Genomic DNA, 14,488 nt, shown 5'->3' with positions numbered 1-14,488 from the left:
GGCCTCTTGTACAGCTCGTGCACCGGTGCCGTCTCCACGATCCGGCCCGCGTACATCACGGCGATCCTGTCGGCCACGTCCGCCACCACGCCCAAGTCGTGCGTGATGAGGATGAGGCCCATGTCGTACTCGCGGCGCAGTTCCGCCAGCAGGTCCATGACCTGGGCCTGGACCGTCACGTCGAGGGCCGTGGTCGGCTCGTCGGCGATGATCAGGTCCGGCTCCAGGGCGATCGCCATCGCGATCATGATGCGCTGACGCATACCGCCCGAGAACTGGTGCGGGTAGTCGTTCACGCGGTCCTTGGCCGCCGGGATGCGCACGCGCTCCATCAGTTCGACGGCCTTGGCCCGGGAGTCCTTGCGGGTCATGCTCTCGTGCACCTCGAACATCTCGCTGAGCTGGGTGCCCACGCTCAGCACGGGGTTGAGGGCGGAGAGCGCGTCCTGGAAGATCATGGCCAGCTTGGCGCCGCGCAGCCGGCGGCGCGTCTCGGCGGGCATGGTCAGCAGGTCCTGGCCGCGGAAGAAGACCTGGCCGCCGGTGACGAAGCCGGGCGGCGAGTCGACGATGCCCATGACGGCCTGGGCGGTGACGGACTTCCCGGAGCCGGACTCCCCCAGCACGGCGAGGGTCTCGCCCGCGTCGACGCTGTAGCTCACGCCGTTGACGGCCTTGGCGACGCCGTCGCGGGTGCGGAACTCCACCTGGAGGTCCCGGACGTCCAGCAGGACCGGCCGGTGCTCGTGGTGCTCCTGCTGCATTCGTCCGGCTCCTCAGCGCAGTTTGGGGTCGAGGGCGTCGCGTACGGCGTCGCCGAGCATGATGAACGCCAGCACCGTGATGCTCAGCGCCCCCGCGGGCCACAGCAGCATGTGCGGGGCGTTGCGGATCTGGACGGAGGCGCTGGAGATGTCGATGCCCCACGAGACGGTGGGGGGCTTGAGGCCGACGCCCAGGAAGGAGAGCGTGGCCTCCAGGGCGATGTAGGTGCCGAGCGCGATGGTGGCCACGACGATGACGGGGGCCACGGCGTTGGGCGCGATGTGCCGCAGCAGCAGCCGTCTGTCGCCCGCGCCGAGGGCCCGCGCGGCCTGGACGTAGTCGTTCTGTTTGACGGTGACGACGGAGCCGCGGGCGATACGGGCGATCTGCGGCCAGCCCAGCAGCACGATGAAGCCGACGACGGGCCAGAGCGAGCCGCTGGGCACCACGGAGAGGAAGACCAGGCCGCCGAGGATGATCGGGATGCCGAAGAAGACGTCGGCGAGCCGGGAGAGCAGCGCGTCCCACCAGCCGCCGTAGTAGCCGGCGAGGCCGCCGAGGACGCTGCCGAGCAGGGCGGCCCCGGCCGTGGCGCAGATGCCGACGGTGATGGAGGCGCGGGCCCCGTGGACGGTGCGGGTGTAGACGTCGCAGCCCTGGGCGTCGAAGCCGAAGGGGTGGCCGGGCGCCGGGCCGTCCTGGGCCTTGGCGAGGTCGCAGGTCAGCGGGTTGCCACTGGCGATGAGCCCGGGCCAGAGGGCGATGAGGACGAGGAAGAGGATGATCAGCGCGGAGGCCACGAAGACGGGGTTGCGGCGCAGGTCGTGCCAGGCGTCGGACCACAGGCTGCGGGCCTTGCCGCTGACCGGTTCGAGGGTCTCCGCCTCGCTGGTGGCGAGGCTCATCGCGCCGCCGCCCGCGGGGGTGATGACGTCCTCGTGGTCCGGGTCGGGGGTCCGCAGGGGATCGGTGCGGTCAGGCATAGCGGATCCTCGGGTCGAGCACGGCGTAGAGGAGGTCGACCAGCAGGTTCGCCATGAGGAAGACGAGCACCAGGATGGTCACGAAGCCGACCACGGTCGGGGAGTTCTGCCGCAGGATGCCCTGGTAGAGCTGGTAGCCGACGCCGTGGATGTTGAAGATCCGCTCGGTGACGATGGCGCCGCCCATCAGCGCCCCGACGTCGGTGCCGATGAAGGTGACGACGGGGATCAGGGAGTTGCGCAGCAGGTGCCGTCCGATGATCCGGCGGGGCGGCAGGCCCTTGGCGACGGCCGTGCGGATGTAGTCGGCGCGGGAATTCTCCGCGACGGAGGTACGGGTCAGCCGCGTCACGTACGCCAGTGAGGTGAGGGCGAGGACGACGCCCGGCAGGATCAGCTCGTCCAGCCGGGCCTCGGGCGAGACCGAGGGCGACACCCACCCCCACTTGGCGCCCAGCAGGAACTGCAGCACGTAGCCGCTGACGAAGGTGGGGATGGAGACGACGACCAGGGTGAGCAGCAGGACCGTGGTGTCCACGGAGCGGCCGCGGCGCAGTCCGCTGAGGACGCCGAGCACGATGCCGATGACGATCTCGACGGCGATGGCGACGAGCGTGAGGCGCAGGGTCACGGGAAAGGCGTCGGCCATCAGCTCGGTGACCTTCTGGCCGTTGAAGGCCGTGCCGAATTCACCGCTGAGGATCTGCCCCATGTAGTGCCCGTACTGCTTCCACAGGGGCTGGTCGAGATAGAGCTCGGCGCGGATGCGCGCGGCGGTCGCGGGGTCGGGCGCCTTGTCGCCGAAGAGCGCGGCGACCGGGTCGCCCAGGGCGTAGACCATGAAGAAGATCAGGAACGTGCTGCCGATGAACACGGGGATCATCTGGAGCAGCCGCCGGATCACATACCGTCCCATGGGGGCTCCGAGTGCTCGTCAGCTGACCTTGATCTGTTCGTAGACGGGGACGCTGAAGGGGTTGAGGGTGACGTCGGAGACCCGCTCGGAATAGCCGGCGCTGCCGTTCTGGTACCAGAGCGGAATGGCGGGCATCAGGTCGGCCAGGATCTTCTCCGCGTCCTGGAATCTGGCGTTGGCGGCGTCCGCCGAGCTCTCGGCGTTGGCCTCGTCGACGAGGTTGTCGAACCGCGGGTCGGAGAATTTCCCGTAGTTGGAGGAGGCGCCGGTGTAGTAGAGCGGCTGCAGGAAGTTCTGGATGAGCGGGTAGTCCATCTGCCAGCCCGAGCGGAAGGGGCCGGTCATCCGCTGTTCGGAGATCTGGTTGCGGAAGTCCGCGAAGGTGCCGACCGGGTTGACCGTGCAGGCCCGGTCGCTGTTCAGGGCGTTGTTGATGCTGTTGCAGACGGCGTCCATCCACATGCGGTGCGAGCCGGTGTCGACGTTGGAGGTGAGGGTGATCCCGCCGCCGGGCAGCCCGCCGCCCTCCTGGATCAGCTTCTTCGCGGTGGCGGGGTCATAGCCGCAGGCGTCGCCGCACAGGCCCGCCTTGTAGCCGCCCGCCTCGCCGAGGGCGGGCGAGGTCCAGTCGGTGGCCGGGGTGCGCGTCTTCCGGTAGATCTGCTCGGTGATCTGGTCGCGGTTGATGGCCATGGACAGGCCGCGGCGGACCTTTTCCAGCCCGGGTTTCGACCAGTTCGGTGCGTACATCGGGAAGTCGAGGGTCTGGATGATGCCGGCGGGCTGGTTGATGTAGCGGTCGCCGAGGTCCTTCTTCACATTCTTGAGCTGGGTGCTGGGAATGTCGTCGACCAGGTCGAGATTGCTCGCCTGGAGGTCGGTGTACGCCGTGTTGTTGTCGGTGTAGACCCGCAGCTCCACCCCCGCGTTCCGGGCCTTGTCGGGGCCGGGGTACTTGTCCCACCGGGTGAGCCGCATCGCCGAGCCCTTGTGGTACGAGTCGATGGTGTACGGGCCGTTGCCGACGGGCTTCTTGAGCCAGGCGGCGTGATTGTCGAAGAAGGCCCTGGGGAGCGGGGAGTAGGCGGCGTAGCCAAGGGTGTCGGGCCAGGTGGAGAACTTGGTCCGCAGCCGTACGGTGAAGGTCCGCTCGTCCTTCACGGCGAGCCCGGAGAGGGTCTTCGCGGTGGCGTTCCCGCTGACGGGGTGAACCTTGTCGTAGCCCTCGACGTATTCGAAGAACGAGGCGTTCTTCTGTTTGTTGTCGAGGTTCGCGGCGTAGTTCCAGGCGTCGACGAAGGAGTTCGCCGTGACCTTCTCGCCGTTGCTGAAGGTCCAGCCGTCCTTCAGGGTGATGGTGAAGTTCTGCTGGTCGGACGTGTCGATTTTGTCGGCGAGCATGTTCTCGGCGGCGCCGGACTTCGGGTCGTAGCGCTTGAGGCCGCGGAAGAGCATCGCGAGCACCTTGCCGCCCTGGACCTCGTTGGTGTTCGCGGGCTCCAGCGGGTTCTGCGGGTCGCCCCAGGAGGCCCGGACGACCCCTTTGCTCTCACCGGCCGTCCCCCCGCAGCCCGCGGCGGCCAGCGCCACCGCCACCGCACCCACGACCCACCGGGCCCGCGCGACTCCCCGCATGGAGTACTCCTCGTCCTCAGCCTCGCCTGGAACGAGATAACACTGATTTATGGCTTTAATGGGCCTTATGCAGGCTGGACGGCGCGGAAACCGCCCATACGCGTGACCGCCGGACGCACGAAAGCCGGACGGGCTGAAAATCAGCCCGTCCGGCGTTTGAGGACCGGGGTCCGGGGCGGAGCCCCGCGCAACGCACCCGCGGACGAAGAACTACGCGGCGGGAACGACCTGCCGCTCTTCGGCAAAGTGGCACGCCGACTCGTGCGCCGCCGCCGTCTCCTTGCCCTTGAAGAGCTCGGGGACCGCCAGCAGCGGCAGCTCCTCGGCGCACTTGTCCTGCGCCTTCCAGCAGCGGGTGCGGAAGCGGCAGCCGGACGGCGGGTTGGCCGGGGAGGGCACGTCGCCGGTGAGGATGATCCGCTCCCGGCCCTCGCGCACCTCCGGGTCCGGCACCGGCACCGCGGAGAGCAGCGCCTGGGTGTACGGGTGCGTCGGGTGCTCGTAGATCTCCTCGTCCGTACCGATCTCCGCCATCTTGCCCAGGTACATCACGCCGACGCGGTCGGAGATGTGCCGGACGATGGACAGGTCGTGGGCGATGAAGACATAGGACAGGTCGAACTCGTCCTGGAGCTTCTCCATCAGGTTGATGACCTGCGCCTGCACGGAGACGTCGAGCGCGGAGACCGGCTCGTCGCAGATGATGATCTCCGGGTTGAGCGCGAGGCCGCGGGCGATGCCGATGCGCTGGCGCTGGCCGCCGGAGAACTGGTGCGGGTAGCGGTTGATGTACTCCGGGTTCAGGCCCACGACGTCCAGGAGCTCCTGGACGCGCTTGCGCCGGTCGCCCTTCGGGGCCACCTCGGAGTGGATCTCGAAGGGCTCCCCGATGATGTCGCCGACCGTCATCCGCGGGTTCAGCGAGGTGTAGGGGTCCTGGAAGACCATCTGGATGTTGCGGCGCACGGCCTTCAGGGCGCGCCCGGACAGCTTGGTGATGTCCTGGCCCTTGTAGAAGACCTCGCCGGAGGTGGCCGTCTCCAGGGTCATCAGCAGCCTGGCGACGGTCGACTTGCCGCAGCCGGACTCGCCGACGATGCCCAGCGTCTCGCCCTTGTAGAGGTCGAAGGAGATGCCGTCGACGGCCTTGACCGCCCCGACCTGCCGCTTGAGCACCAGGCCCTGGGTGAGCGGGAAGTGCTTGACGAGGTTGCGGACCTGGAGGATCGGCTCCCGCTGCTCCGCCGCCTGCTTGGCCGGCTCAGCCATGGATGGTCTCCTTCCAGAAGTGGCACGCGCTGCCGCGGCCGTCGAGCTCGGTGCCGTCCTGCTCCGTCACCCGGTGCAGCTCGGGGATGTCCTTGCGGCACACGTCCTGCGCCACGGGGCAGCGCGGGTTGAAGGCGCAGCCGGTGGGGATGTGCAGCAGGTTGGGCGGGAGGCCCTTGATCGCGTAGAGCTCCTGGCCCTTCTGGTCCAGGCGCGGGATCGAGTCCAGCAGACCGCGGGTGTACGGGTGCGCGGGCCGCTTGTAGAGCTCGTGCACGGGGGCGGTCTCGACGATCCGGCCCGCGTACATCACGGCGATCTTGTCGGCCACGTCCGCCACCACGCCGAGGTCGTGCGTGATGAGGATGAGGCCCATGTTGTACTCGCGCTGGAGCTCCGCGAGCAGGTCCATCACCTGGGCCTGGACCGTCACGTCGAGGGCCGTGGTCGGCTCGTCGGCGATGATCAGGTCCGGCTCCAGGGCCATGGCCATGGCGATCATGATGCGCTGGCGCATACCGCCCGAGAACTGGTGCGGGTAGTCGTTCACGCGCTGCTTGGCGGCCGGGATGCGCACGCGGTCCATCAGCTCGATGGCCCTGGCCTTGGCGTCCTTCTTGGACAGGCCCTGGTGCACCCGGAACATCTCGCCGAGCTGGTTGCCGACGGAGAAGACGGGGTTGAGCGCCGAGAGGGCGTCCTGGAAGATCATCGCCATCTTCGGGCCGCGCAGCTTGCGGCGCTCGTTCTCCGGCAGCTTCAGGATGTCCTGGCCGTGGAAGAGGATCTCGCCGCCCGCGACCCGCCCGGGGGGCGAGTCGAGGATGCCCATGATGGCCTGGGCGGTGACGGACTTGCCGGAGCCGGACTCGCCGAGCACGGCGAGGGTCTCGCCCGCGTCGACGCTGTAGCTCACGCCGTTGACGGCCTTGGCGACGCCGTCGCGGGTCTTGAACTCGACGTGCAGGTCGCGCACTTCGAGCAGCGGCGTGGACTTCTCGCCCTCGGCCGCCGCCTTGCCGGTCTTCTCGGCGGCCTTCTCGGCGGCCTTCCCGGCGGACTTTTCGTTGGTGGTCATCGGGACGTTCTCCTACCGCAGCTTCGGGTCGAGGGCGTCACGCAGCCCGTCGCCGACGAACACAAAACCGAGCACCGTCAGGACGATCGCGATGCTGGGGTAGACCCAGAGGAAGTCGTTGACGCCCATGTTGTCCTTCGCCGCGGAGATCATGTTGCCCCACTCGGGGACCTCCGGGCTCACGCCGACGCCCAGGTAGGACAGCGACGCCTCGGCGACGATGGCCGTACCGACGCTGAAGGCGACGAACGACATCACGGCGGCGATCGAGTTCGGCATGATGTGCCGGACGATGATCCGGCTCGTGCTCGCGCCGAGCGCCTTGGCCGCCGTCACATAGTCCATCTCGCGGACGGACAGGATGCTGCTGCGCAGCAGTCGCGAGACGGTCGCCCAGCTGAAGATGGCGAGCGAGAGGATGACGGGCATCACGCCGCGGCCCATCACCAGGATGATCACGATGGCGCCGATGAGCAGCGGGAAGGCGAAGAAGATGTCGGCGATGCGCATGATCACCGTGTCGACCGTCTTGCCGAAGTAACCGGCCAGCGCGCCGAGCACCAGGCCGATCAGGCAGGCCAGGAAGATCGAGGCGAGACCGACGACGACGGCAATGCGGCTGCCGTAGATGACGCGGGAGAACTGGTCGCGGCCGAGCGCGTCGGTGCCGAACCAGTGGTCCCCGCTGGGGGACTTCAGCGTGTTGGTGAGGTCCTGCGCGTACGGGTCGTGCGTGGCGATCAGCGGCGCGAGCGCCGCGGTGAGGAAGAGCAGCAGCACCAGGACGAGGCCGACCACGGCGAGGCGGTTGGCGACGAAGCGGTGGCGGATCTCGCCCCACTGGGTGATGCGGGCGGGTGCCGGCTCGGCGGTGCCGGTCGCGGCGGCGGGTGCGGGCTCTGCGGTCGCGGCGCCCGGCCCCTGGCTCTTGGCGAGCTCAGTCATTGGGTGACTCCTAGAACGGGGTTGACCGGGGCGGTCAGCTGAGACGAATCCGCGGGTCGAGCATCGCGTAGAGCAGGTCGACCAGCAGGTTGAGAATGACGAACACGGCCACGCCGTACGTGACGACGCCGACGATGATCGGGTTGTTCTGCTGCTGGATCGCGGTGACCAGCGCGAAGCCGATGCCGTCCCAGTTGAAGATCGCCTCGGTGATGAGCGCACCGCCGAGGAGGCCACCGAAGGAGATGCCGATGTAGGTCACGACCGGGATCACCGAGTTGCGCAGGACGTGCTTGAAGAGCACGGTGCGCCGCGGCAGGCCCTTGGCCACGGCCGTCTTGACGTAGTCGGCGCGCAGCACCTCCAGCATCGTGCCGCGCATCAGGCGGGCGACGAGGGCGGCGTCGATGATGGCCAGCGTCATCGCGGGCATGATCATCGAGTTGAAGGTGCCGTCGGAGATCAGCGGGAACCAGCCCAGCTTCACGGAGAACGTGCTCTGGAAGATGGCACCGATGACGAAGCTGGGGAAGCCGATGGCCAAGGTGGTCAGCAGAGTGACCAGTACGTCCCAGAAGGAGTATCTGAACAGCGCCGCGATCAGACCCGCCAGCATGCCGATGACCACGTCGAGGACGATGGCCGCGAGGGCGAGCTTGGCGGTGTTCTGCAGCTTGGGCCCGAGCACCTCGGTCACCTCGCGCCGCTGGGTGTAGTCCTCGCCGAGGTCACCCGTGACGAGGTTCCCGACGTAGGTGCCGTACTGCTCGATGAGTGGCTTGTCCAGGCCGTAGCGCTGGCGCAGTTCCGCCACGACGGCGGGGTCGCGCGCCTTGTCACCGCCGAGCGAGCCGACCGGGTCTCCCGGGAGAACGAACAGGCAGGCGAACAGAATGAGTGTCGCACCGAAGAGGACGATCACCATCTGCCCGATCCGCCGGATCACGTACTTGCCCACGTTGCTGCCTCCTTGACTTGCTGCCGCCGTGGGGCGTGCTCCGCCGCCTCGTGAGAAGAGGGAGGCGACCCGGCCGCCGCACCGCCTTGTGGGCGTCGTGCGGGTGTGCCGGGCGACGGCCGCGGGCCGCGGACCTTCCGGTCCGCGGCTCCCACGACCTTCACGGAAGTGGCTGGATGGTGAGGGTTACTTCGGGCTGATCTCGGCGAGGTTCGGCTCTTCCTGGAAGTTCATCTCCAGGCCGTCGAACTTCTTGGTGTTGGCCAGGCGGTACTGGGAGCGCTTCCACAGCGGAAGCAGCGCCTGGTCCTCGTCGACCGCCAGCTTCTCGGCCTCCTGGTAGACCTTGGCGCGCTCGGCGGCGTCCTTGGTCTGACGGGCCTTCACCAGCATCTCGTCGAACTTCGGGTTGCTGTAGCGGCCGCGGTTGTCGCCCATGGCCTTGCCGTTGGCGTCCGGGTTGATGCCCTCGGTGGACAGCAGCGGGGCGAGGAAGTTGTCGGCGGTCGGGTAGTCCGCGGACCACGCCTGGCGCCAGATGCCCTTGGCGCCCTTCTCCTGCTGCTTGGCGAGCGCCTCCTTGAAGGGCAGGCCGTTCAGCTTGACCTTGAGACCGAGCACGTCCTCGACCTGCTTGGCGACGGCCTGGACCCACTCCTCGTGGCCCGAACCGGTGTTGTAGCCGAAGTCGAGGGTGTCGCCCGGCTTCAGGCCCGCCTTCTCGGCGTACTGCTTGGCCTTGTCCTTGTCCTGCTTGACGCAGGAGGAGCAGACGTCCGCCTTGTAGACGTCCTTGAAGGTCGGCGGCAGGAGAGAGGTCGCGGGCTCGTAGAGGCCCTGGAAGACACCCTTGGCGATCTGCTCGCGGTCGATCGCGTAGGAGATGGCCTTACGGGCGTCCGCCGAGTTCAGCGGTGACTCCTGGTTGAACGCCTGGATGTAGTTGATGCCGCTGGAGTCGTACTTCAGCCACTCCTTCTGCGGGTCGTACTTGGCCTTGGCGACCGGCATCTGCGGGGTGGGCATACGGGCCCAGTCGAACTGGCCCGACTCGAAGCCCTTGTACTCCAGGGTGACGCCGCTGGACGGGTTGAGGATGGAGATCTCAACCTTGTCAATCTTGGCCTTGTCCAGGCCGTAGTCGTCGTTGCGGACCAGCGTGATCTTCTGGTTGTGCTGCCAGCTGCCCTCCATCTTGAAGGGGCCGTTGCCGATCGGCGCGTCGTTGAACGACTTGTTGTCACCGGCGCCGGCGACCTTCGGGACCGGGCTGAAGACGGAGTGCGCGGTGCGCTTGACGAACTCGAAGTCCGGCGTCGACAGCTTGACCTTCAGGGTGTACTCACCCGTGGCGGACAGGCCGGAGAACTTGTCGCTCTTGCCCGAGTTGAGGTCCTTGAAGCCGTCGATCTCGTTCATGTGGTACGCGACGTCGGACGCGGAGGCCTTGGCGGCGGCGCGGGTCCAACCACGGATGAACGCCTCGGCGTTGACCGGCTCACCGTTGGAGAACTTGGTGTCCTTCTTGATCTCGAAGGTCCACTCGTCACCCTTGTCGTTCGGGGTGCTGGAGACGGCCAGCATGGGCTTGAGGGTGCCGTCGGTGTTCACCTTGTACAGACCGGTGAACAGGTTGTGCGTGACGAGCGAGCCCTCGGACTCCTGGGCGTTGTACGGGTCGATCGCGGTCGGCTCCGTGATACCGAGCCGGAACGTCGCGCCGCCCTTGCCGTCGCTCTTGCTGTCACTGCCACCGCAGGCAGTCGCGGCCATGGCCACGACTATCGCCCCGACGACCCACTTGGCGCTCTTGACACCGCGCATGGGTATGCCTCCTCAGGAGTCCACTGGTCACTACCAAGAGAGGCGCCGGTCCCACGCTGACACCCCTGACAGCGGAGACGGAACCGGCACCTCAGTGTGCTCGTGAGTCGGCGCTCCCCACAGCGCGTGACCCATTGACCCGAGCTCGATGAACCCAACTATTGAGTAGTTCAGGCTTGTAAACCACACTTAAAGGGTCTCGCTTTGGTCACATCGATCACACTCCCATGTCCGAAATCCGGACAAAGCGAGGACAGACAGACACCCGCGAAACGGACTGTTAACACAACAGCAGCCGAATTCTGTCCGCTATACGGACACCGGCGAATTCACATGTGACGCGTTGTCGCCCATGGCGACGAGAATCCTCCGGTCCACCGACGCGATCAGCGGCACCGCCCGGACGACCAGCACTCGATGGCTACCATCTGCGTCGTGTCCGACACAACCACCTGGCCGAGCGCCATTTCTGTCACGACCTCACGCCTCCGGCTCGAACCACTGCGGGTCGAGCACGCGCCGGAGGCGGTGACGCTCTTCGACGACGCGCGACTGCACGAGTGGACCGGCGGGGCGCCGTCCTCACTCGAGGAGCTGGCGGCCAAGTACCGCCGGCAGTCGGCCGGGCAGTCCCCGGACGGCAGGCAGGGCTGGCTGAACTGGATGCTGCGGCGCCTCGCGGACGGGCGGCTCGTCGGCACGGTCCAGGCCACCCTCCACCACCCGGACGAGGGAGGGACCGAGGCCGGACTCGCCTGGGTGATCGGCAGCGACCACCAGGGCAACGGTTACGGGCGCGAGGGAGCGCTGGCCATGGCCGGCTGGCTGCGCGCGCACGGCGTGGGCGGCCTGACCGCGCACATCCACCCGCGGCACGAGGCATCGATCGGTATCGCGCGGGCGCTCGGCCTGAGCGCGACGGACACGATGTCCGAGGGCGAAGTGCTCTGGAGGGACTCCGTCCGGTGAACCGGCCGGAAACGCCGGAGGCCCGGCTCCCCTGAAGTGGGGGAACCGGGCCTCCGTGCGGACTGTCGGCGCGTCAGCGGCCTCAGCGCTTGGCGCGGGACGCCGTGCGGCCGCGCTCCTTCTGGTCCAGGACGACCTTGCGGATGCGGACGGCCTCCGGGGTCACCTCGACGCACTCGTCGTCGCGGCAGAACTCCAGGGACTGCTCCAGCGACAGCTTGCGCGGCGGGACGATCGCCTCGAAGGAGTCGGCGGAGGAGGAGCGCATGTTGGTGAGCTTCTTCTCCTTGGTGATGTTGACGTCCATGTCGTCGGCGCGGGAATTCTCGCCGACGATCATGCCCTCGTACACCTCGGTGCCCGGGTCCGTGAAGAGGACGCCGCGCTCCTGGAGGTTCGTCATCGCGAAGGCGGTGACGGCACCGGCGCGGTCGGCGACCAGGGAGCCGTTGTTACGGGTCTTCAGCTCGCCGAACCACGGCTCGTGGCCCTCGTGGATGGAGTGGGCGATACCGGTGCCGCGGGTGTTCGTCAGGAACTCCGTACGGAAGCCGATCAGGCCGCGGGACGGGACGACGAACTCCATGCGGACCCAGCCGGAGCCGTGGTTGGACATGTTGTCCATACGGCCCTTGCGGGTGCCCATGAGCTGGGTGACGGCGCCCATGTGCTCCTCGGGCACGTCGACCGTGAGGCGCTCGACCGGCTCGTGCGTCTTGCCGTCGACCTGCTTGGTGACGACCTGCGGCTTGCCGATGGTCATCTCGAAGCCCTCGCGGCGCATCTGCTCGACCAGGATGGCCAGCGCCAGCTCACCGCGGCCCTGCACCTCCCAGGCATCGGGGCGCTCGGTGTCCAGGACGCGCAGCGAGACGTTACCGATCAGCTCGCGGTCCAGACGGTCCTTGACCTGGCGGGCGGTGACCTTGCGGTCCTTGACCGCGGACTTGGCGTCCGCGCCCTTGCCCGTGCCGCCGCGGCCGACCAGCGGCGAGGTGTTGGTGCCGATGGTCATGGAGATCGCGGGCTCGTCGACCGTGATCAGCGGGAGGGCGACCGGGTTCTCCGGGTCGGCCAGGGTCTCGCCGATCATGATGTCGGGGATACCGGCGACGGCGCAGATGTCACCCGGGCCGGCCACCTCGGCGGGCTTGCGGGTGAGGGCCTCGGTCATCATCAGCTCGGTGATGCGGACGTTGGAGACCGTGCCGTCACGCTTGATCCACGCGACGGTCTGGCCCTTGCGCAGCTCGCCCTGCTCGACGCGGAGCAGCGCGATACGGCCGAGGAAGTTGTCGGCGTCGAGGTTGGTGACGTGGGCCTGGAGCGGCGCGTCCTCCTCGTACGTCGGGGCCGGGACGTGCTCCAGGATCGCGGAGAAGAACGGCTCCAGGTTCTCGCTGTCCGCCGGGACGGTGCCGTCCTGCGGCTTGGTCAGCGAGGCGATGCCGTCACGGCCGCAGGCGTAGACGATCGGGAACTCGATCTGGTCCTCGTCGGCGTCCAGGTCGAGGAAGAGGTCGTACGTCTCGTTGACGACCTCGTCGATGCGGGAGTCAGGGCGGTCCGTCTTGTTGATGCACAGGATGACCGGCTTCCGCTGCTGGAGCGCCTTGCGGAGCACGAAGCGGGTCTGCGGCAGCGGGCCCTCGGAGGCGTCGACCAGCAGCACGACCGCGTCCACCATCGACAGACCGCGCTCGACCTCGCCACCGAAGTCGGCGTGGCCGGGGGTGTCGATGATGTTGATCGTGATCGGGGCCCCGCCGTCCTTGGGGTGGTACTTCACCGCCGTGTTCTTGGCGAGGATCGTGATGCCCTTCTCACGCTCCAGGTCGTTCGAGTCCATGACGCGGTCGTCCACGGAGTCGAGCTGGTGCGCGGCGAAGGCACCCGCCTGCTTGAGCATGGCGTCGACGATGGTCGTCTTGCCGTGGTCGACGTGGGCGACGATGGCGACGTTACGAATGTCGTGGCGCGTGGGCATACTTGCGGCGCTTCTCCCGGAATCGTGGATGGCGGCGCGTACGGTCCGGCACGCGCGCCCTGCCGGGCAGTACACGCCACGGCCTCTCCCATGGTACGGGCCCGCGCCGCTTTCGGCTCCCTCAGGCCATGGGGTACCCCGCTGACCTGCGGTTACCGTTTCTCCGGGGCTCCGCCCCGGGCCCTGTGGCCGAGCTGGGAGAGAAGTTTTTCCCGGGGGCTACGCCCCCGGACCCCCGGCCAGGGGCGGGAGCGAACCCGTCGGGGCTGTGCCCCGTCAGGGGCGCGGGGAACTGCGCGACCAGCCCCCACCGGCCGGCAGACGCGCGCGCAGCGCAAGACGCAGCCCGGTGGGCGCAGCGCCACAGGCAACCCGCGGCCGCGCGCCCACCGCAAGAGGCACCACCATCAGGCGCACCCGAAAGACAACAGAACTCAAGCCCGGAAGCCCAGATCCTGGTAGCGCGGGCTCGCCAGCCCGAACGCGCCGCCGTTCACGACGGTGGCCCGGGCCGCGACCACCTCCGGTCGCTGGTAGAGCGGCAGCGACCCCGCCGCGGCCCAGATGCGCGCGTCCGCCCGGTCGACCAGATCGCGCGAGACGTCCGCGTCCAGCTCCGTGGACGCCTCCTCGAAGAGCTGGTCGATCTGGTCCGTACCGACCCGCGTGTAGTTCTGCTCCACGAGCAGCGAGCCGTCCGCCGCGGGCCGCGGCTTGGCGAAGACGGGCCGGGCGTCGGTCGAGGGGAAAGGCGTGGCGGGCCAGGAGTACAGCGCCAGGTCGTACGTCCCCGCGGCGATGTGGTCCTTGAAATAGCCCGCGTCGGCGACCTTGGTGATCTCCGTGCGGATGCCCACCGCGTCGAGGCGCCGGGCGATGCGCTCGCCCACGGCCCGCTGCTGCTCGGTGCCCGCGCCGTCCGGCAGGACGAAGCGGAGGGTGAGCTTCTTGCCGTCCTTCATCCGCACCGGCACCGCCGCGGCCCGGCCGCCGCTACCTGCGTCCCGGCGGGCCGCCTTACGGGCCGCCCTGCGGACCGCCTTCTCGTCGTCCGACGGCGCCTCCTGCCGTTCCGCGGAGGACTCGTCGACGGGCTCGGCCGACGCGTCGTCGTAGTTCTCGGCGGCGTCCGCGTCGTCCTCCCCCGGCCCCCCGGGAC

The 14,488-nt window shown here is 68.4% G+C and carries 11 protein-coding genes and 1 pseudogene; 1 reads left to right on the top strand and 11 read right to left on the bottom strand.

What is annotated here, in order from left to right; genetic code table 11:
- From K6I34_RS16740 to K6I34_RS16700, 9 genes are all read right to left on the bottom strand, one after another.
- The coding region (locus tag K6I34_RS16740) for an ABC transporter ATP-binding protein (protein ID WP_229326934.1) at positions 1-764 on the bottom strand (764 nt) is incomplete at its 3' end.
- A 12-nt stretch (positions 765-776) separates the two neighbouring features.
- The gene (locus K6I34_RS16735; protein ID WP_374230943.1) at positions 777-1,748 is read right to left on the bottom strand and encodes an ABC transporter permease; all 972 of its coding nucleotides are present in this window, start codon (positions 1,746-1,748) and stop codon (positions 777-779) included.
- Positions 1,741-2,664 (bottom strand): ABC transporter permease, encoded by a 924-nt coding sequence (locus K6I34_RS16730; RefSeq protein ID WP_229326932.1) that lies wholly within the window; start codon positions 2,662-2,664, stop codon positions 1,741-1,743. Before K6I34_RS16730 ends, K6I34_RS16735 begins: the two co-directional genes overlap by 8 nt.
- Positions 2,665-2,682: 18 nt before the next feature.
- A complete protein-coding gene (locus tag K6I34_RS16725; RefSeq protein WP_229326930.1) occupies positions 2,683-4,299 on the bottom strand; it encodes an ABC transporter substrate-binding protein in 1,617 nt (538 codons plus the stop codon).
- Between the two features lie 210 nt (positions 4,300-4,509).
- Positions 4,510-5,568: an ABC transporter ATP-binding protein gene (locus tag K6I34_RS16720; protein ID WP_229326928.1), complete on the bottom strand. Its 1,059-nt coding sequence runs from the start codon at positions 5,566-5,568 to the stop codon at positions 4,510-4,512.
- Complete coding sequence (locus K6I34_RS16715; protein WP_229326926.1) at positions 5,561-6,646, bottom strand: ABC transporter ATP-binding protein; 1,086 nt, start codon at positions 6,644-6,646, stop codon at positions 5,561-5,563. Before K6I34_RS16715 ends, K6I34_RS16720 begins: the two co-directional genes overlap by 8 nt.
- Positions 6,647-6,658: 12 nt before the next feature.
- Positions 6,659-7,591, bottom strand: a complete 933-nt coding sequence (locus K6I34_RS16710; RefSeq protein WP_229326924.1) for an ABC transporter permease — start codon at positions 7,589-7,591, stop codon at positions 6,659-6,661.
- A gap of 34 nt (positions 7,592-7,625) precedes the next feature.
- A complete protein-coding gene (locus K6I34_RS38670) occupies positions 7,626-8,549 on the bottom strand; it encodes an ABC transporter permease (RefSeq protein ID WP_229326922.1) in 924 nt (307 codons plus the stop codon).
- Positions 8,550-8,735: 186 nt separating this feature from the next.
- Positions 8,736-10,373 carry an ABC transporter substrate-binding protein gene (locus K6I34_RS16700; RefSeq protein WP_229326920.1) on the bottom strand — a complete coding sequence of 546 codons (1,638 nt, stop codon included), beginning with the start codon at positions 10,371-10,373 and terminating at the stop codon, positions 8,736-8,738.
- Positions 10,374-10,808: 435 nt separating this feature from the next.
- Between K6I34_RS16700 and K6I34_RS16695 the strand changes: the two genes are divergently transcribed.
- On the top strand, positions 10,809-11,342 hold the full coding sequence (locus K6I34_RS16695) for a GNAT family N-acetyltransferase (protein ID WP_229326913.1): 534 nt from the start codon (positions 10,809-10,811) through the stop codon (positions 11,340-11,342).
- A gap of 82 nt (positions 11,343-11,424) precedes the next feature.
- On the opposite strand, the gene typA is transcribed toward K6I34_RS16695, so the two are convergent.
- A complete protein-coding gene (gene typA, locus K6I34_RS16690) occupies positions 11,425-13,329 on the bottom strand; it encodes a translational GTPase TypA (protein ID WP_229326911.1) in 1,905 nt (634 codons plus the stop codon).
- Positions 13,330-13,763: 434 nt separating this feature from the next.
- Positions 13,764-14,488, bottom strand: a pseudogene (locus K6I34_RS16685) (ABC transporter family substrate-binding protein); the annotation flags it as partial.

The sequence above is a fragment of the Streptomyces sp. UNOC14_S4 genome (genome assembly GCF_020740835.1).
Lineage (GTDB): Bacteria > Actinomycetota > Actinomycetes > Streptomycetales > Streptomycetaceae > Streptomyces.
Note: the sequence above shows the minus strand (reverse complement) of the source record. Positions and strands in the feature narration are given on the sequence as shown.